Genomic DNA, 19,141 nt, shown 5'->3' on the forward strand with positions numbered 1-19,141 from the left:
CCTATTTTGGTGGTAGAATGAGCCGCTGGGTGGGATAGCCAAATTCAGTGAGAAGCTCTGACTCGGCAAAACCCAGGCGTTTATAGTCCTCTCTCTGTCCCGTATCAGCTTTATCTCCCTCGCGGAAAGTAGTAATACTGATTTCACGACCTACAAATATATTGCACATCATAAAGTCAAGGAAAGCCTTTGCCACTCCATAATGCCGGTATTGCGGATGTACAGCCAGAAAGTCGATGCTTCCGGTCTGATGGGAAAATGCAGCGGCTCCAATTATGGTTGAGCCATCCCGCATAATAAGGGCTTGCCGCTGTCCGACATATTGCCTGACTTGTTCCAGATGGGAGCTTTCATCAAGGCAGGGAAAACCGTCAATGACAAGTTTAATAAAATTCATCCAGTCGGGAATATCTGCCAGCGTAGCATAAGAAATCTCTTGCATGATCGTATCAGGAACAGTTGGATTTTTGTTCAATGTAAATTCCAGTTGCAAAGGATAAAAGACTTCGTTTTGTCTATATTCCAGCGGCGTTTGCTTATACATGGATTTGAAGATGGAAGTAAATGCCTGTTGACTCTCATAGCCAGCAATCAGCGCAATTTCGATAATCGGCTTTTTAGAAAACACCAATAGCTTTGCCGCCTCGGTCAGCTGCCTGCGCTGGATATAGTCGTGAAGTGTGATCCCAACTGTATCTGTGAACATTCGGTGCAGATGGTACTTGGAATAGCAAACCGCATTTGCAACAGTGTCTAAATCTAATTTTTCATTGAGATGCGCTTCAATGTAAGAAATCACTGCCGCTATATTCTCAACTTTATAGCTGTTCATGGTTTCCCTCCTTCCTCAATCATTGTACCAAAACATCGAAAATTGCTTTTCATAATTCTTGCGGTCTTTTTATATATCATGTACCTCAAAGAACATATTGGGTAATCAGCGGTTATTTCCTTTCGTAATGCCTTCTTACTATTCATTCACCCGCAGACGCTCTACAACACTTCGGTTATTGAAGAAGCGGAGCGCAACAATCGGGACAATAAACGCAAGAGCTAAAAAGAGAACCAACATCATAAGCGCCGGGAGCAGGGTCATCTGAAACGACATCATCAGGCTGGTCGGACCTTGCTCTATAAAGACCCTTATCAATGTTATGCCAAGCGCCCCCGCAATTAGTGTACCGACAAGCCCTGCCAACAGCACATAGGAAAAACTTTCGGTAATCATCATCTTACGGAGCTGGCGGTCTGTCATGCCGATGCTCTGCATGGTGGCAAACTCATGACGGCGGGTAATGATGTTGGTCATTACCAGATTAATGAAGTTGAGCAGACCCACCAGGGCAAATACGGCTCCAATCACTCCGCCGACCAGAAGAACTACATTTTTAACGCCAGAAACATTGGATTTCAGTGTCGAGATAGAAGTATAGGCAATATCGGTATCCTGTGCCAGATGGTTTTCCATCTCTTGCTGGTATTGCTCCTCCACATCAAAGAGAAAACCGTACAAGGTAGGGGATTCATAAATCTTCTTGAACTTCCTTTCTGACATATAGATATTCAGGCCGCCAATGTCTGTTGCAATATTGGCACCACCACCGGTCAAAGTCATTTCGCTGTCTGTAACCGCCGCTTTTGCTGCAACAGTAAATTCTTCCGTTGGAGTTCCGTTTTCATAAAACTGAATGGTATCGCCAACTGATAATCCAGCAAAAGCCGGATTGTCTAAATCACCCTTCAAGTTCCCCTTGTCATCATACTTGCCGACTAAAATCACTGTATTGCCGTTCCACAGTTTGTCTTTCAGAACAGACAGATCGTTTTCACCCTCTATAATATCTATTTTATTTAACAGATTTTCAGAAAAGCCATACACATTTCCCAGGGGTAGGTTATCCGTAGTCAACGCAGCATAACTTTTATCCTTGCCCCATCCCAAATTTAACGAATCAGGGAGCAGATAGGCATATTTATCTGTATTATCAATCGAGTAAGAATCACCCCAATCACAGGCGATATGGTCGTCCTCAAAAGTATTGCGGTACAGACGGACTTCATTCATTACTCCTGGCTGCTGTTCAATTTCTTCTATTGCTTTTTCCGAAAGGGCGCTCTCGTGCCCAAATTCACCTCCAAAAGCTGCCTGAATACCTGGATTATAAACCACAAAATTACTTCGGGTTTGTTTTTCAATATAAGTACCTTCATCAAAGCTGCCACTGAATACAAACACCGAGTTTAGAAGCACAATACTCAAGGTTAGGGAAATCACAATAAAAGCTGTCCTGCGTTTGTTGCACTGGAGATTGGCTTTCGCCATGCGGGGAATGACCGCGCCGGTGTCTGTTTTTTTCTGTTTTACAGAAACAGCATCCTGTTCTACATAGCGGATTGCTTCTATAGGTGACACACGGGATGCTTTTTTTACTGGCTTTCTGGTGCTAATATAAACGGTAAGCCCTGAAAACAGGATTGCGCCTGCAATAATAGCAAAATATGGAAGCGATCTAACCTCAATGTTTCCACCGCTATAATCAACAGCAAATGTCTGAATTGCGGCGGGCAAAATGCCGCGTCCAAGCAATATGCCCAAAAACAGCCCAAATGGTGTACCAATTAGGAATAGATACAGTGCCTGCCGGTTTACCAAATGCTTTACCTGACGGGAGGTCGTTCCAACCGTCCGCAGCAAACCATACTGTCGAACATCGTTGGTTACAGCAATTTCAAATACATTGTAGATCAGCAGGTACCCACAGAACATAAACAGGACACCAAATACGGCGGCCGCCAGCCAGATCACCAGATTGCCGTCATTAGACATGACTGGATTAGGCGCAACACGCACAGCGTTATCAGCGCTTGCATCATCCGGGTTTCCTCCGATACTACGGACAAACTCTGAAATGCGCTCCTTTGCCATGTAGTTGTCCCGCATTACCACATCGGCCTCATAAATACCACAGCCGACACGCTCCCCGGCAACGGCATTCATCAAATCCTGATTTTCTTCAATAAACGCTTCAGAAACAATAACCGATTCTGATTTTTCATTTGGCGTGTCATAAATACCGGATACGACCATATCAAAATGGTAAAGCTGTCTTTGATTTTGGAATTCAACAGGAATTTCTGCACCGACTTTTTCTTCAATATTCAGATCCTTCAGTATGTTGGCAGATACCAACACCTCATTTGCTTTTTGTGGTGTGGAGCCCGTATGAGGTGTCAAAAGCCGAAGTTCCAGTTGGTTCTGATCGGCATAATCAACCTCTGTAACACGTCGGTTGGTGTTAGTCATGATCTCTATGGGTATCCAGCAGCCTACTTTTTCAAACATAGAGTTCTCTTTTAACTGCTGCAACTGTTCCTCAGAAAGCCCCTGAACCAGCACATCCGCCGAGGACCCCATCATCTTTGCCATACTGTATTCCAATGTGCCTTTGGTTCCCATACCGATGGTTAAGACAGATGTAAAGAGAAAGGTTGTCAGGGCAATCGCAATTACTGCAATCACATTTCGCATCCTGTTGCTGCGGAAGCTGCGGTTTGCCAGGTTTTTGATGATTGCTTTATTGTTATTGCCGAATAAAATGTCATTCATAGTCCCGCCTCCTTTACTGCACAATCCTGCCATCTTCGATCCGAATGATACGGTCAGCAAGCTGGGCAATCTCGCTGTTGTGGGTAATCATCACGAGGGTTTGATGGAATTTCTGGCTAGTAACTTTCAAAAGTCCCAATACATCACTGCTGGTTCGGCTGTCCAGGTTTCCGGTGGGTTCATCAGCAAGGACAATAGCGGGTTTGGAAATCAGGGCACGGGCGATAGCGACGCGCTGCTGCTGGCCGCCGGAAAGGTTATTCGGCAGATTGTTCAGCTTATCCTCCAACGCCAGCATCCGTACCACTTCATCCATAAATTTTTTATCTGCCTTATCGCCATCCAGTTCCACGGGCAGCACAATATTCTCGTAAACATTCAGCATCGGAACGAGATTGTAATTCTGGAAGATAAAGCCGATTTTTCTCCGGCGGAAAATGGTGAGCTGTTCATCGTTTAATGCAGACAGTTCTTTTCCGTCTACAATCACTTTGCCAGAAGTCGGCACATCCAGCCCGCCAATCATATTCAGTAATGTGGATTTGCCGCTGCCGGAAGTACCGACGATGGCGACAAATTCTCCCTGCTCAATGGAGAGGGTCACACCGTCCAGGGCCTTCGTGATGTTCGGCTCTGTACCATAGTATTTTTTGAGGTCAGTTGTTTGCAAAATGCTCATAAGGAACACCATCCTTTCTTTTTGATAAACCCATTGTAACGGTCAAACCTCGCAGAAATGTCACGAGCCACCAAAAATTTCAGCAAAATCCGGCCCCAAATGTCACAATCCTGTGACATTTCAAATACTGGTGCTCCTGGCTTACTTTCGGAGTAGGAAAACGGAAAAGACAGAACCTTTCCCAGTCTCCGAAGCCACCCGGATATAGCCGCCCTGCAAGGAGATAATCTCACGGGCCAGATACAGCCCAATCCCGATCCCGTCTACATCATGTACGGCGTCCTCCCGGTAAAACCGTTTGAAGATCGTTCCCTGGTGCTGCTCTGGAATCCCAATGCCGGTGTCAGCAATGTCAATCTTCAAATACATTTCCCAGCACTCTACACGCACACGGATTTCGCCGCCCTCCGGTGTGTACTTCACAGCATTATCCAGAATGTTAAATAGCGCTTCGCTTGTCCACTTCCGGTCATAGCACGCCTTCAAATGCTCCGGGCAGTCTACCTGAACATCGATCTGCTTCTTTTCGGCATTCAACAGAATGCCGCCCAATGCGGCGGCGAGGGTGTCATAGATTGGCTGCTCCTTCTTCTCCAAAGAGATAACGCCCGTTTCCAGCCGGGAAGTCTTTATCATGGCCTGCATAAGAAAGTCCAGTTTATCAAGCTGGCTGGTCTGCGCCGCCAAAAATTCCTTTTGCTTTTGTACCGGCACCTCCTGGTCTATCAGGGTGCTGTTAATCATTTTCAGGTTTGCAATCGGTGTTTTTACCTGGTGGGAGATGTCGGAAATCAACTCCTGCAGGTCGGCCCGCTCTTTTGCGATGTTATTTTTATTTTCCTGCATGACTTCATATAATCGGTCAAGACGGAAGCCTATTTTATAAAACAGGCTTTCTTCTTCTACGCTCTGCCGTGGCTGCTCAGCCCCGGACAGCATATCGTCCAGCATGACGCAAAAGGCATCGGAGAATTTTACCAGCTTCCGGCGGATCAGTACCACAAAGCAAATGACGAAGAGCAGTATAAAAAAGCTGAACAGGAATACACACCATACGGCGGCCGTGTTCCGGGTCAGCATATAGACAGAAGCAGAAATGAATCCTGTTGCTAACAGTAGAAGAACCCCTAAAAGAACACAGGCTTTATTGATGGAGAGCTTTCGCATATTCATTTCTGTGACCCTCCAATCCACATATATCCCATGCCGTACACGGTCTTGATATACTGGCGGCCATCTATTTCTATCTTGTTCCGTACCCGGCTGATTGCAGATGTCAGGGCATGTTCGTCCACAAAGTTGCCATCCGCGTCCCACAGCTTTTCAAGAAGTACCTGCCTGGTCAGGACAATCCGCGGATTTTTCGTCATGACCTTTAAGAGCCGGTATTCCAATGGAGTGAATACCAATGGCTCGCCGGAAAGGGCAGCAGTCATTTCCGGAAAATTGATTGTAAGCGCACCGTCCTCATAACAGTCTCCGCTGGATTGCTTTTCAAGCCGCCCCAGCACCACTGCCAGCTTTTTTTGAAAGACGCTCACAGAAAATGGCTTTGTCACATAATCGTCCGCGCCCAGCTCGTAGCCTCTCAGCATATCACTTTCCATATCGTTTGCGGTCAGGAAGATAATCGCCGTATCAGAGCGGCGTTCTTTTGCCTCCCGGCAGAAATCAAAACCATTCCCGTCCGGCAGGTTTACATCCAGCACGATCAAATCATAGTCCTGCTTCGTCAGAAAATCTTCTGCCTCCTGTTTTGTCAATGCGGAATCCACCGTATATCCCGCAACGTTTAAGTTATAGCATAAGGTATGGTTCAAGAGGTAGTCGTCCTCAACTACTAAAATACGCATCCTATCACACTCCTTTATGTTCAGCGTAGCACCCAAATGTCACAGAAACCTCACGGAAAAATTATTTTTTTCTTTTATCAGCCGGTTTTTCCGCACTTTGGGGTATCAGCCAGATTCGACTAAGGTGAATTACACCATCAATCCGGTCCTCCGCACATAGTTTCTGCACCCGGCACTCGGACAATTCCCATTTCTTCGCAGCTTCTTGCACTGTCATATATTCAAATATAGCCAACCTCCTGTTGATAATTGTACCTCCATTATAGGCGGTCAACCGAATAATAGCAATGGCATTGTTGTGAACATATCCTAAATAAAGGTTTTTGAAACTACCGGCTATACCAAAAGTCAAATTATCCCGAATACCTCATAGAAAGCCAGTAATAGAGGCATTTCTTAAAAAATGTTCGGGATAACTTTTTAGACATTTACACTGTCAATTTCCTATAATTTGCATTTTAGAAAAATAATTCGGGACAAATTTCCCTTGCATCACAAAACTGTAAAGCCGTCTTAATGTTTCTTCATCACTTACCGTATCTAATAAAGGCCACAAGGAAAGCAGAATCTTACCCTGTGACCTTTGCTATGGCACTTCAAATTTATAACCAACGCCAATAACACTTTTGATGTAGTCCGGGGAACCAGGTGTAGTTTTCAGTTTCCTTCGCAGATTACTCACATGATTATTGACGGCTTTACGGGAATAGTAGGAATAATCCTCATTCCAGACCAATTCCATAATCAACTCATAAGTAAATACCCGCTTTGGGTGTGTGATCAACAAAGCAAGAATGTCAAATTCCTTAGCCGTTAATTTGATTTCCTGCTCGCCAATATATACAAGTCGCTGCTCTTGGCAGAAGTATAAATCACCCATGCGAATCTCTGTAAACGGTTCATCAATGACTGTCTGCCCCCTATTAGTTTCGGAAATGGCGAATGGGCTGTCGGCAGGATTCTTCTGTTGCTTTTGAGAATCGAGAAGATAATTTACTAACTCCTGACGCTGACGGGCGCTTAACAACACGAGCAGCTTTTCCGCAATTCTGCCGCCAGATTCAGATATATCAAATACAGCTAATTTCCCATGTCGCCACCTCCTTTCCGTCAGCGTGGGTATTTATTCTTTTACCATCAACTAATACTCCTGTTGTGTTGTTGTGCTCTATGCCGAAAGTTCCTTTTAAGCGTTATATAATTTTCTATATTGTTTCGGAGTCGCCCTGATATATTTTTTTGAAAAAATTAGTAAATTGTCAACACGGAAAAATGAGATGAAATAAAACACTACATAAACTCTAATTATCTTCATTAGGGCTTGTCGAATATTGTGTTTTCATTTCCTGTTATGACGGTATACGCTTTCTGAGATTGATGAGGCTAAATACATCATCCATAATTCCTCTATCCCTTACATCCAGCATCAACCATTTCTGTCCATTACCGGTTTTCGTGTTTTTGAATACTGTCTGCACATAGTCGGAACATTGTGGCATAAGAAGTTCTGCTTCCATAAGTTCATGACTTCCTACAACCACGAGAGCGATAAAATAGCCTTGCATTGGATAGAGCGTACAAAGAGACTTTCCACCTTTTTTATACTTAATATTCCAGCCTGCCTGCATGGAACAACGACTGTGTTCCATGCAGGGTTCAATCCGATAGGCGGACTGGATACGGTTATTAAAATCTATCCATAACGGATTGTTAATGTATTCCGTGACTTGCTCCAGCGATGGAGATTTTTCATTTGAATATAGCACATTCCAATCCATTATAAATTCTCCCTTAGCATTTATTTTCCAGCGGCAGAGGCTTAACCCAAATTTCCATACAAGCCATACCCTCTGAGTCACGGTAATACTTTTCTGCCGAGAAAGGCTCCGTGGTTAAATTGTGGCGGGGCAGCCATATACCAAAAAGATATTTGCTGGCCTGGTCTAAAGCGACCGTTACTAAATCCTCAAAATTTTCTGCTTCGACTCTGCAAACGATGTATTCTCCTGCCGAGAGTTCTCTCTTAACAAAACCATCCTGCAGCCGATCCGGAATATTTTGAACAAGGCCACCTGCAAAATAAGTGAAAAGGTTTTGTGAAGTACCTTCCGTATGGGACATTCCCATTTCTACAGTAGTATTTAGATTGGCTTCGATTGAAGCCTTCTCCATGTGATAACGCTTCCAAAGCTGCCCTGGCACATCTACACCTGTGCTTTCACCAATCGGTATTTGTTCAGAAATGCGAACTTCCGTTTCCAAGCCGAAATAAATTTCCGGTTTTTCCAATGTCTTTCTCTGGATCTCCAAGACGATATTTCCTACCACTAGCGGAACCCCTTCGTCTACTAAAACATAATTCATAGAAACTTCCGGCTTGTCAAATGTATTGAGCATTGGTAAATCCTTCTTGTAGTTTTCAGGCGTAATCCCATACGTTTCCTTGAAAGCCCGTGTAAAATTCGCATGGCTTGAAAAGCCATAGTCCAAGGCAGCGTCAAGAATCCTCTGTTCGGTACTTTTCAGATTTTCAATAACCTTTGCCAGACGGCGGAGCTTCACATATTCCTGAACCGGTTTATTTACCAGCCGCTTGAACAAGCGCTGAAAATAAAAGGGGGACAGACCTACAGTATTTGCCAGTTTTTCCGTTGAAATTTCTTTTGTCAGGTGTTCCTCGATATAAGTCAAGGATTGTTCGATTGCTTCATATGCGTGCATTGCGGCACCTCCTATATTCGATGTTCAAATTATATCATTTTATTTTTTGCCGGGCTTTTCACGCAATGCGCTTTTTGATTAGGAAAATGCACTTTGTAAAATAGAAACCTTAAACCACCTCAATTCGTAAAGAAATAATGTGTGTTACTTATTAACTGTTTCTGCTAATTTTTTTATTTCACTCTCGTTTATTTCTGGTTCAGTAAATTCCTCATTAAAGCCGTCAATCTTTTTCAAAGAATGAAACAATTTTCTATATAGAACATTCATTTTTTCGTAGTCCATCTTGCCGCCGACAGAGGTTACATAGGAAGCATGGTTTATTAGCTCTATTGGGTAAAGTGTTTCAAAAAATCCCTCTGTATCTTTCGGGGTATAGCAACAAACGAACAATCCAATCTTCGTGTGTAATAGCTGTTTTAGATTGCGTTTACAAAATTGCGTAATTTCTTTTTGGATTTTACCCATATACACAGAACCGCCAATAAAAACAGCGTCATATTGAGACAGATTGATTTTATCTGCTTTTGCTGAAAGTATGTTTACTTCACCATGAAGATAAGTCTTTAGGATTTCTGCGCATTCTTTTGTACAGCCGTATTTTGTGGCGTACACGATTGCAGTTTTCATTAAATTGCCTCCTTACGGTAAATCATGTCAAACTGTTCTATATGTTTTCCCAATATTTCTTTTGCCTCTTTTTCCTTTTCAGCAATGCCGTCATATTTATTTAGCAAAAGAAAAATCGGCGAAAAGAATTGTAATGCCATGACTTCGGGACTGGCTTGCCGCATGAAGCCTTGTTTTATCATTTCTTCAAATAGTCTAGCTTGATACGAAATAGCAGTATCAATATAAACTTCTCGATATATGCGGTCTATTTCCTCATTTTTGTATTTCTCAATGGAAAGCATTTTACGAAACTGTGAGGCATAGGGGTCTTTCAAGTAAAAACAAAAAATATCACTACTAATTTTTTTCAAAACCTCGTTGCCACCTGTTGCGTATTCCCTTGCCATTTCTCGCAATTCGCCATTTGGAAGCTGAAAAGAAGTAGCCGCATCCCTAAAACGTGATTGCATTGTGTCTACCAACGTATCAAAGATTTCTTGCTTGCTTTTGTAATGCTTGTATAAAGAGCTTTGCTTAATTCCGACTTCTGCCGCAATGTCACGCACTGTTACACCGTCATAGCCTTTATCAGCAAACAGCTTTAGTGATTCAAATAAAATGGTTTCTTTCGTATTTCTTTTCGCCATGCCAATACCTCACTTACATATAATCAAAACGAGTAGGAACAGAATTGTAAAGCCATATACGAGAGCCTTCAATAAATGCAATTTGAACTATGCTCACGATAATAATTATGTAAAAAATATTTTGCCTATATTCCGGCTTAAAAATTGCTACTATTCCAAGCAACCATATAATCAAACTTGCAACCCAAAAGACAATAGATTGAACGCTGCTAACAGAGAATAGTCCCATTTCTACGCTGCCATCAGTAGCATATACGATAGAGTTAGAATACAAATCTCGGACGTTGGCAAAATACCACAATACCCCATGTAGGAGTATAAAGAACAAGATAACCATGCCCCATTTTTGAATTGTTGCCCGACTGAAATATCCCCATAGCATATAGCCGATATTTACCCCCAACAAAAGTGTACTGATAATTGTAATGCTGTTCCCAAAGTATAGTTTTAACATAGTCGTAAACCCCTTTCTATTTGGCTACTGTTTGTTCTCTTTTTATTTTAGCTACTTTTTGTTCGCCTGTCAAGTCCTTTGCAGAGATTATAGAAAACTCTTTGCGGATATATGCTCTATTCATGTCAATAATATAAGTGCCGCTAATGCGATTCAGACAATAGCTATTCTCACTTTACGGCGGCCTTGATTTGTTCAAAACCGCCGTAAAAATCAGAACATGGGATAAAAGCTGCCGGACAGCGGCTTTTTTCTTTTGCCGTCGTTCAGCAGATTGGGGCTATATGGATTTAGTTTTTTCGGAAAAAGCGTTCACAGTGCTCGTAAGGGGGTAGCCCCTTATCGGTGATTTCAATATAATCAGCTTTAATCATACCGTACAAATAGTAATCGCAGTATGTGTTTACCATTTTACCCTCACGGATTAGTCCCTCACGCTTGAAGCCTGCTTTTTCCAATGTTTTATACGATGCCATATTTTGCGTGTGAACATCAGCCCATAAACGTTGTAGTTCCGTTTCTTCAAAGCAGAAGATAGCTACTCTCGCCAACGCTTCTGTCATAAGTCGGTTGCCTTGATAGGCAGAAGAAAGGCGAAATGCTACTTTTGCCATGCGGTCATTTTCAATGAGATACACCCACATATCCCCGATAACTTTATGATCCTGTTTGTGTACAACACCCCAATGAAAACTTTTCTTAGGTTTCTCCGGCTTTTGAAAAAGCAATTCTGGATTTAAGTCGCTTTTTCCTGGGCGTTTTCCCCAATACTGATAAATAGAACTGTCACCCAGCCATTCTTTCAAATCTGAAACATCTTCTTTTCGCAGAGGGCGCAGGATAAGTCGTTCCGTTTCAAGAACAGGTTTATCCTGAACAAAATCCTGTAATTTCATAAGCCGCCCCCTTAAAAATTGAACACCTGTGCCCAATCAAAACAGCCGGACGCTTCTGTACTTTTCGGCCATCCGCTGCACCATGCGGGAACACCGGGCGTTTCAACCCTGTCAAAACTCGGCGTGTAGGGCTTGATGTCGAATACGGGTGTATTATTGTTTGCGTCAATGAATGTAACACGAATCGTGCCATTGGTGAAATCAATACTGATAATTTCAGACGCTGTTAATGCAATAGGGTTCGGACGTGCAGGAGATCGTGTCGCAAATACACCCATGACTTCGGGTGCGCCTTTATAGGGCTGATTTGTCTGTAATTCATTCCGGTCTGCGTCGTTGTCACAATCGCTGAACCACCAAAGGACATTGATGTGGCTGAAGCCCTCTAAGGCTTGCAGTCCGGGAATGTATTCCGGCGCCAACTGAATAAATGTGCCGTTTTCATCATTTTTTACTTTGCCAATGGCTTTTAATTGATAGGTCATATTTTTCCTCCTTGCTTTGTTGGTAAATCCAGTATAATACCTCACATCATGTGAGATGCAACAGGGAAAATAAAAAATGCCCTGCATTTTTAACAGGACATTTCAAAGTCTGTACAATCATGTGTGTTCCAGCGGTATTTGAAGCTCAATCAAATATTTTTCAGGGTTATTCTCATTCCACGGGCCCCTATGCACGATTTGACGCATCGGGTTAGACATTTTGTATTCGCTGTTTTTCTGCAGCCATTCGGCAAAGGCAAGGTAGGCTCCTTTTATATTTGCAAAATCGCCATAGACCATTGTGCAAGCCATATACGGGACTGGTTCTGTCATGCGGAAACAAAATGGATCTTTTGCCTTTCCCATTTTCTTTACCGGAGCGCATAGCTCAATATCAACATCTGTCTCCCGAAATTCTGTATCGTGATAAATGGAAAATGTATTGCTCGTTATTTCTATTTTTTGCGCACCAGTAAAAGCAGAAAGTTCTTTCCATAAGTCGCCCTCGGAATAGTAGTTTGGTACAACTTTCCGCAAGGACAGCACCTGATACGCCGGGATCGACTTAACGGAGATGTTATAGTGCAGTTCTCCTTTACCGCCCTGTATCTCATTTTTTGCAAGTTCAATCTTACTCAGTTTTTCCCGTTCGGCCTGTATTGCATTTTCTATCTCTATACGCTTTTTGTCAAGCTGCGCAAGGAGTGATTGCTCGTCCAGCGTCAGGGCAAGCGCGATTTCTGAAACATTCAGCCCACTATCCCGCAAATACAGGATTTTATTTAGACGCGGTATTTGCTCCACCGAATACAGTCGGTGTCCCGTCCACTTGTCAACCTCTGCTGGCGTCAGAATGCCCGCCTCATCATAATAGCGGAGCATACGAATAGATACCTGCGTCAGCTTTGAAAATTCTCCTATCCGAAACATCGTTTCACCACCTACTCTAACTATATTTGTACTTTTATCTCATTACAGCTTTATATGTTACTTGCTGCATCCTCATTGTACCGTCTTTCGTTCAGTCTATCAATGCTGTTGCGTGGTGCAAGAAGTTTTTCTGGTGTTCCACAAAATGGCAAGCAATGCAATCTTACGTAAGATTGCGTATTTAGCAGGATTTCCGTTCCCGGAATTCCTGCCAAAATGCTTGTTGGTGACATGTCCCCAAACCCCTGAGATCATCACCTGCGGTGATGGCTGCGCGTTCTGCGAACACTGAAAAAAAGAATAAACAAACCGTATCAAAACAGAAAAAAACTCTATGCGAAAGATTTTTCAATCACATAGAGTTTTCGTTTACCTTATATAAAATATAATATTTGGATTCGTTTGGCAACTAATTTTCTTTGAATCATAGGAGGGTACATTCCCCGCGGCTTGCCGCGTGCTTGCTAATGCCGAACGGAGTGAGGCTGGGGCTGATACCCCGCCCACGGAGTGGCGCATCGCACGGGTTAGGCGATACGGGCTTGCCGCGGGGAGTTTTATTCAGATGTTTTATTGTCTTTGTCGAGGCTGATATCTTGTTTCAAGATTATTTGTAATATATCCTCGTTCTCTTAGTCCTGTTGCAATTTCTGAATAAATATCATTGCCATTTGGATCCTTAATTGTTACAATTAGGACAAATTCTTGGGAAGGAATATAAATACCATTTCGAGCTGTCATATCAATACGGAGTTTCCATCCGTCAGCAAGTTGGATACCTTTTTTCAACTTTCTGTAATAGGATTTGATTGGACTCCACTTAAATCCATGTTCAACCCTTGCAGCTTCAAATTTTTCATCCCATTTTGTTTCAAGAGGTACTTGACCCTTATAATCAACTTCCCCATTTTGCGAATAAGAATATGTACCAAAACTTACATCAATATTAGTTCGGCAATATTCACGTCCGTATCGCTCATCAAGAGGTGGTAAATAGGCAAGCGTCATACCAATTTCTCCGATATACTTACCGTTTTTAATGAGTGATTTTGGGTAAGGAAAATCATACATTTCAAGGTGTGAACCTTGGGATATTTTTTGCATAAACACAAGGGTCACCTCATCTTCGCTACACTGAAGGATTTCTTGGACATTCGGCGATGGGATTCCAAATCCGTAATACTTAATATTATCAGGCTTTTCATCTAATAATTCACGCGAATTCATTCTGGCTGAATGAACAAGCATGGCTTTTGCAAGAAGAAGATTAGGATCTAGCATCTCTTCGTAAATAGATGCAAATTTTTGCAAAGCCCTAGGATTTGAATAACTTGTGCCATTACCCTCAATTATATTACCTTCTGGATCAAGACCCTTTACACCAAGACCATCAATGCAATAAGTGGTAGAGAGGTTTCCTCCATAATCTACAATATCAGGCTTTACCACATAATTAGCACCAGGACCTCTCCGGCTAAACGGAGATGGTTCATTAAATTTAACAATGGAATCATCAGATTCAAACAATGCAACGGAACCAACAGTTATAGCTCTTACAGAGTCAGCCGGTGATATCAAACGATCATGTTCGCCAAGACCACTCTGAGGAGGCCAGGTTCGCAGTGGTAAATCGTTGATATTTCCGCTAGAAACAAACATTTGAACATGATATTTGTCTTGAATATAATCTAAAAATACACCCAAATCAGACATTGTTCCACTGCATGGTTTATTTTCGATGCCTAATGAGATATTCCATATCTTTGTCGAGTGTGAATATTTTTCCATAACTTCTTCAATAATTTCCATTAAATCATATTCGGATATTGAATCGGTAGGTCCAAATTTTTTATCACTGTTTGGCATTGCAATAATGTCCACAAATTTAAAACGATGGCAAGTCGGACTGCTAATGCCATTTAATAAATTTCCATACTGAATCGTTGAAGCAATAAAAGTTGCATGATGAGGATTTTGATATACTTCGCTAACATATTCTTCCCTGGCAATTATATATGGTTTTAAATAAGGATTGTCAGCACTAATGCCGCCATCAATAATGCCGATAGAGACTTCACTATCAGTATACTCATGTTCCAAAAGCATTTTTAAGTCGGTTGATGAAAAATCATCTTTTGGAAGAGAGTATTCTTGAAAAAAATCAACAGATTTAACACCATTGATAGATGCTATATTTATAATATCTTCATAGGAATTAATTCCAATTTTAAGAAATTTTATATGCTCTCCATAGGTGATAAGTTCACAATTATCATGTAATCCTAATAATGTTATTTTTCTATTTATATAGTCCCAAATCTGAGCATTGTCAAAATCATCATCAAAATCAAAGATTTTCACTTTGATGTTATTTTTAATTGAAGAGAAATCACTTTGCGCAGCTAATGCAAGTGATGAAGTTATTTTTTCATCAGCTTTAATAGGTTGGATATCTGAAACTGCGGTCATATTGGCTTTAAACTTTATTGACGGTGGATTCATAACCAATTTAACCGTTTCTTGTATAGATTTTTTCTTCACCTTAATATAGATTTCATTTAAATCTTCAGTTCCTATAATAGGACAGTTTCTACATAAATCATCCGGTTTATGTGACTTGGCAATTGCTTCAGGCTTAACTATCACCTTACCGATAGCGGGAATATTTTCATTTTCTTCAAAAACATCATTATAATATTCCAATAAAGATTCAAATTTATTAGAAATGTCTATTTGTAATTGTGGTGTTACCTCACTGAAAAATTTGGTTTTTCCACCACCGGAATTACTAAAGATATCATCTGTCTTTTGAAGAATTATTTTTATTGGTAGATTGTTTTTACTCATGTATATCAGCCTCCTTTATAATTTTTTGTATAGTTGTTTTGGAACTTCCTAAAACGTCAGCAATAACTTGTAGGCTGAATATTTTCTCGTTACATTTCCTTAAATATTTTGCTTTGATTTGAAGTAGTTTTCGAGTGTCGTTACAATTTTGAGGTAATATATTTTGAAGAATAAAATATTCCTCATAAATATTTTTTTTATCAAAAGAGTGGTTGTGAATAACAGCATTTCTTATTGATTTTGTAATCAGCTCCTCAATTTCTGCACCACTCAGTCCAAAAAATAATGTTGAAAGTTCAGTAACATCTTTTTCGCTAAGAGTTCCCATGTGACCGGTAAACAAATATATTAGTTTACTGATTGCTTCTTTATCAGGTAACTCAATTTCTAACTTATAATCAAATCTTCTCCATACTGCAGAATCTAATAGTTGTTGATGATTTGTTGCGGCTAAAAGCAGACTATCTTTACTCATGGAATCCACATTTTGTAATAAACTATTAACCACACGTTTCAGCTCACCTAATTCATTATTATCGTCTCTCGCCTTTGCTATTGCATCAAATTCATCTAAAAACAGAACACATGGGATTTTTTGAGCAAATTCGAATAAATTACGAATATTTTTGGCCGTTGTGCCTAGGTAAGATGAGATAAGGCTATCAAGTCGAGCAATAACCAGTGGTAGATTTAGTTGTTTTGCAATTAAATAAGCACATTTTGTTTTTCCGCATCCAGGTGGACCATATAGCAGCAACGTATTAGATACCCCTATACCTAAGTCATTTAGTTTATCGGCATTTTTATAGCTCAAAATAAATGAGTCCAATTTATCAGCATTTCTTTTGGATAATATCACCTCGATATTATTCTCATCTGGATAAATAATATCAGCAAGCGTAGTTCTGGATTCTGTATCAACAGGAATCGATAAACTCTTTGCGTTGTTTCCCATGGCAGTCAAAGACATTTCTGTTTGTGCCGACAATAATTTTTTGAATTTAGCGACTGCTCGTGTTTCACCATCTGTTTCAAGTTTAGAAATCAATTGGTTTGTATAGTTAATAACTTTGGTTTGATCATGTTTTAATGAGCCCTCTATGATTTTTCCTATTTCAATTGAATATTTCATTTCGCACCTCCCCTATTATTATACTGGAACGAATGTAAAATGTAAAGAACGAAATTTAATAAAGCAAGAACAATTTATTATTTATTAGGAACGATTTGCGTTTTTAAAGAACAAGGATTAATATCCAAATACCATGATAGACGTTTGAATAAACAAAAACTCTATGCGAAAGATTTTTCAATCACATAGAGTTTTTTATTTTTCCGTTTACCTGGCGTAAGTCATAAGTTTTGTAATGTTTCCTTATGGGCTACTGCCATTCTATAGATCCTCTTTTTTTACATAGGATTTCATGATGATCTGTGGTATTCTAAAAGTATGGTATAGGATAGGATCATGTAAAAATATCAATGAAAAAAGCAAGGAGGATATTTTATGAAACCATGCACAGCGGAAGTTGAAAAAATTATGGCAGAACGTTTTGGACAAGACACGGTAATTGCATTAGCAACCGTTGAAAACGAACTGCCTTATGTAAGATATGTAAATGCTTATTATGAAAATGGTGCATTTTATGTAATAACCCATGCCCTTTCAAATAAAATGCGACAAATGCAGCATCATACGATGGTTGCGATAGCTGGAGAATGGTTTAATGCGCATGGAAAGGCTGTGAATTTAGGCTATTTTCGAAAGAAGGAAAATCAGCATCTTGCGGAAAAATTGAAAAATGTATTTGCCGAATGGATTGACAATGGGCATAATGATTTTGAGGATGAGAATACGATTATTTTATGTGTGGAGTTAACAGATGGGGTGCTCTTTTCCCATGGGACAAGATATGTATTATGATAAGTAGAAACATCTTATAAGATGAAGTAGCATAAAAGAAGGTAAAGTTATGTCTTATGTATTTCCTTGGAAATAAAGAAGAGATGAGGAGGCGGTTATGGATGAAAGCTTTGGAAGATATGACATTAGAAGAGCTATGGCATTTGTTTCCGATTGCGTTACAACCCTACCAAAAGGTATGGCTAACATGGTATGAACAGGAAAAAAGCTTATTAACACAATGCCTTCCTATGGAACATGTGGTACGTATTGCCCATATAGGTTCTACCTCATTTGGCTCAATTCAGGCAAAGGCGATCATTGATATCCTGGTGGAAATAGCACCCTGGGAAAAACGTATGGAAATTGCAGCAATCTTAAAGAAGCTGGGCTATTTGTGTATGTCAGAAGATGCCTCACGTATTTCATTTAATAAGGGATATACGCCAGAAGGTTTTGCGGAAAAAGTGTTTCATTTGCACCTACGTCAGCGCAATGATCATGATGAATTGTACTTCCGTGATTATATGAAGGAGCATGAAGAGCACGCTCAAGCGTATGAACAATTGAAGATGAAATTAGCGCTTGCTTATCCATATCATCGTGATGCTTATACCGAAGGGAAAACGGCTTTTGTGAAGCATATAACGGCAATAGCACGTACAGCTTATGGAAATCGTTATGAAACAAAAGCATATGCCATCTCTTTGCATGAACAAACCAAAGAACATGTACGCATATTTTTTACACGCACGCAAGAGCAGGAAGTACGAAAACATATGTACCAATTGCCGACTTCTTTACAGGAAGCAATGGATATCTATGATGCACAGGATTCTCAAACATATCGCAAGACGATTTTTATAGCGAATGAATATATAGGTGATATTTGGTGTCATAATATGGCAGATGAAAAAGCTGTGTTAAGCTGTTGCATCTTTGCTAAAGCCTATTGGGGAAAAGGCATTGGGAAACATGCTGTGGCAATGTTTTTAGCTGATTGTAAAAAGCATTGTACCCTGTCCTTTATAAGCGCATATCTTTATGCAGATAATCTTGGCTCTATGCAGATTCTGGAATTTAATGGATTCTTACGTAAACAAACCTTTATAAAACATGGGAAACCTTGCTACTACTATGAAAAAGCACTGCATAACATGGTATGATACATGCTCTATATATACTTCAAAAACTGTCATAACTGCTGCCTAATAGGAAAAGGATCAAAGATTTTAATATCTTACATAACATGAACACCTTTACTTTCTGGATAGAAAACATTGAATGTCATAAACGATATTGATTCTAGTTGACGCATTCTTGCGGGTAATGTAAACTATGTCAGTGCATGCGTTTTCTTGTTCGCACCAAGAAGCAAAAGAACATTTGATGGTTGATTTTGATTTTCAAACCGGTACCAGCAATAAAGCGCATAAAGGGTAAAAACTGCCCTGTAAAATAAACACGAAAAATAGATGGATTCATGAATTCGCACTTTGATTGAGTG

General features: G+C 40.5%; 19 protein-coding genes. 3 read left to right on the plus strand and 16 right to left on the minus strand.

Translation table 11 applies throughout. The features are described 5' to 3' along the window. Position 1 precedes the first annotated feature (1 nt). The 14 genes from KJS44_RS03885 to KJS44_RS03950 all read right to left on the minus strand — a co-directional run bounded on the left by KJS44_RS03885 (position 2) and on the right by KJS44_RS03950 (position 12,884). Entirely contained in the window at positions 2 to 832 is an 831-nt protein-coding gene (locus tag KJS44_RS03885; RefSeq protein WP_008689507.1) for a GNAT family N-acetyltransferase, read from the minus strand. A 138-nt stretch (positions 833 to 970) separates the two neighbouring features. Continuing rightward, positions 971 to 3,607 (minus strand): ABC transporter permease, encoded by a 2,637-nt coding sequence (locus KJS44_RS03890; RefSeq protein ID WP_008689506.1) that lies wholly within the window; start codon positions 3,605 to 3,607, stop codon positions 971 to 973. Between the two features lie 13 nt (positions 3,608 to 3,620). Next, positions 3,621 to 4,286: an ABC transporter ATP-binding protein gene (locus KJS44_RS03895; protein ID WP_008689505.1), complete on the minus strand. Its 666-nt coding sequence runs from the start codon at positions 4,284 to 4,286 to the stop codon at positions 3,621 to 3,623. A gap of 141 nt (positions 4,287 to 4,427) precedes the next feature. Further along, complete coding sequence (locus KJS44_RS03900; protein ID WP_008689504.1) at positions 4,428 to 5,459, minus strand: sensor histidine kinase; 1,032 nt, start codon at positions 5,457 to 5,459, stop codon at positions 4,428 to 4,430. Beyond that, a complete protein-coding gene (locus KJS44_RS03905; RefSeq protein WP_128125083.1) occupies positions 5,456 to 6,139 on the minus strand; it encodes a response regulator transcription factor in 684 nt (227 codons plus the stop codon). Before KJS44_RS03905 ends, KJS44_RS03900 begins: the two co-directional genes overlap by 4 nt. A gap of 586 nt (positions 6,140 to 6,725) precedes the next feature. Further along, entirely contained in the window at positions 6,726 to 7,169 is a 444-nt protein-coding gene (locus KJS44_RS03910) for a winged helix-turn-helix domain-containing protein (RefSeq protein WP_008689502.1), read from the minus strand. Between the two features lie 319 nt (positions 7,170 to 7,488). After that, on the minus strand, positions 7,489 to 7,917 hold the full coding sequence (locus KJS44_RS03915) for a DUF3788 domain-containing protein (RefSeq protein ID WP_008689500.1): 429 nt from the start codon (positions 7,915 to 7,917) through the stop codon (positions 7,489 to 7,491). Between the two features lie 13 nt (positions 7,918 to 7,930). Beyond that, a complete protein-coding gene (locus KJS44_RS03920) occupies positions 7,931 to 8,860 on the minus strand; it encodes an AraC family transcriptional regulator (RefSeq protein WP_008689497.1) in 930 nt (309 codons plus the stop codon). A gap of 144 nt (positions 8,861 to 9,004) precedes the next feature. Continuing rightward, entirely contained in the window at positions 9,005 to 9,490 is a 486-nt protein-coding gene (locus tag KJS44_RS03925; RefSeq protein ID WP_008689495.1) for a flavodoxin domain-containing protein, read from the minus strand. Beyond that, positions 9,490 to 10,119 carry a TetR/AcrR family transcriptional regulator gene (locus tag KJS44_RS03930; RefSeq protein WP_008689492.1) on the minus strand — a complete coding sequence of 210 codons (630 nt, stop codon included), beginning with the start codon at positions 10,117 to 10,119 and terminating at the stop codon, positions 9,490 to 9,492. The genes KJS44_RS03925 and KJS44_RS03930 overlap by 1 nt, the downstream gene beginning before the upstream one ends. Positions 10,120 to 10,132: 13 nt before the next feature. Beyond that, positions 10,133 to 10,573, minus strand: coding sequence for a hypothetical protein (locus tag KJS44_RS03935; RefSeq protein ID WP_008689490.1), 441 nt, complete (start codon positions 10,571 to 10,573; stop codon positions 10,133 to 10,135). 290 nt (positions 10,574 to 10,863) lie between these two features. Then, positions 10,864 to 11,469: a GNAT family N-acetyltransferase gene (locus tag KJS44_RS03940; protein ID WP_213540206.1), complete on the minus strand. Its 606-nt coding sequence runs from the start codon at positions 11,467 to 11,469 to the stop codon at positions 10,864 to 10,866. Between the two features lie 11 nt (positions 11,470 to 11,480). After that, positions 11,481 to 11,954: a tRNA (N6-threonylcarbamoyladenosine(37)-N6)-methyltransferase TrmO gene (gene tsaA, locus KJS44_RS03945; RefSeq protein ID WP_008689486.1), complete on the minus strand. Its 474-nt coding sequence runs from the start codon at positions 11,952 to 11,954 to the stop codon at positions 11,481 to 11,483. Between the two features lie 117 nt (positions 11,955 to 12,071). Next, a complete protein-coding gene (locus tag KJS44_RS03950) occupies positions 12,072 to 12,884 on the minus strand; it encodes a MerR family transcriptional regulator (RefSeq protein ID WP_008689484.1) in 813 nt (270 codons plus the stop codon). A gap of 145 nt (positions 12,885 to 13,029) precedes the next feature. Here KJS44_RS03950 and KJS44_RS03955 point away from each other — a divergent pair, with 145 nt between their 5' ends. Then, positions 13,030 to 13,176 (plus strand): hypothetical protein, encoded by a 147-nt coding sequence (locus KJS44_RS03955; RefSeq protein WP_213540207.1) that lies wholly within the window; start codon positions 13,030 to 13,032, stop codon positions 13,174 to 13,176. 278 nt (positions 13,177 to 13,454) lie between these two features. Here the strand turns inward: KJS44_RS03955 and KJS44_RS03960 are convergent, their stop codons facing one another. After that, positions 13,455 to 15,731: a S8 family serine peptidase gene (locus KJS44_RS03960; protein WP_008689482.1), complete on the minus strand. Its 2,277-nt coding sequence runs from the start codon at positions 15,729 to 15,731 to the stop codon at positions 13,455 to 13,457. Then, positions 15,724 to 16,863, minus strand: a complete 1,140-nt coding sequence (gene iteA / locus KJS44_RS03965; RefSeq protein WP_008689480.1) for an anti-phage ATPase IteA — start codon at positions 16,861 to 16,863, stop codon at positions 15,724 to 15,726. The genes KJS44_RS03960 and iteA overlap by 8 nt, the downstream gene beginning before the upstream one ends. A 375-nt stretch (positions 16,864 to 17,238) precedes the next feature. On the opposite strand from iteA, the gene KJS44_RS03970 reads away from it, so the two are divergent. Together KJS44_RS03970 and KJS44_RS03975 are read left to right on the plus strand one after the other, a co-directional pair. Further along, a complete protein-coding gene (locus tag KJS44_RS03970) occupies positions 17,239 to 17,655 on the plus strand; it encodes a pyridoxamine 5'-phosphate oxidase family protein (RefSeq protein ID WP_008689478.1) in 417 nt (138 codons plus the stop codon). Positions 17,656 to 17,756: 101 nt separating this feature from the next. Continuing rightward, positions 17,757 to 18,800: a bifunctional GrpB family protein/GNAT family N-acetyltransferase gene (locus KJS44_RS03975; RefSeq protein ID WP_008689477.1), complete on the plus strand. Its 1,044-nt coding sequence runs from the start codon at positions 17,757 to 17,759 to the stop codon at positions 18,798 to 18,800. The last annotated feature ends 341 nt before the right edge of the window (positions 18,801 to 19,141 follow it).

Source organism: Longicatena caecimuris (assembly GCF_018406465.1).
In the GTDB taxonomy this organism is placed as follows: Bacteria; Bacillota_I; Bacilli_A; order Erysipelotrichales; family Erysipelotrichaceae; genus Longicatena; species Longicatena caecimuris.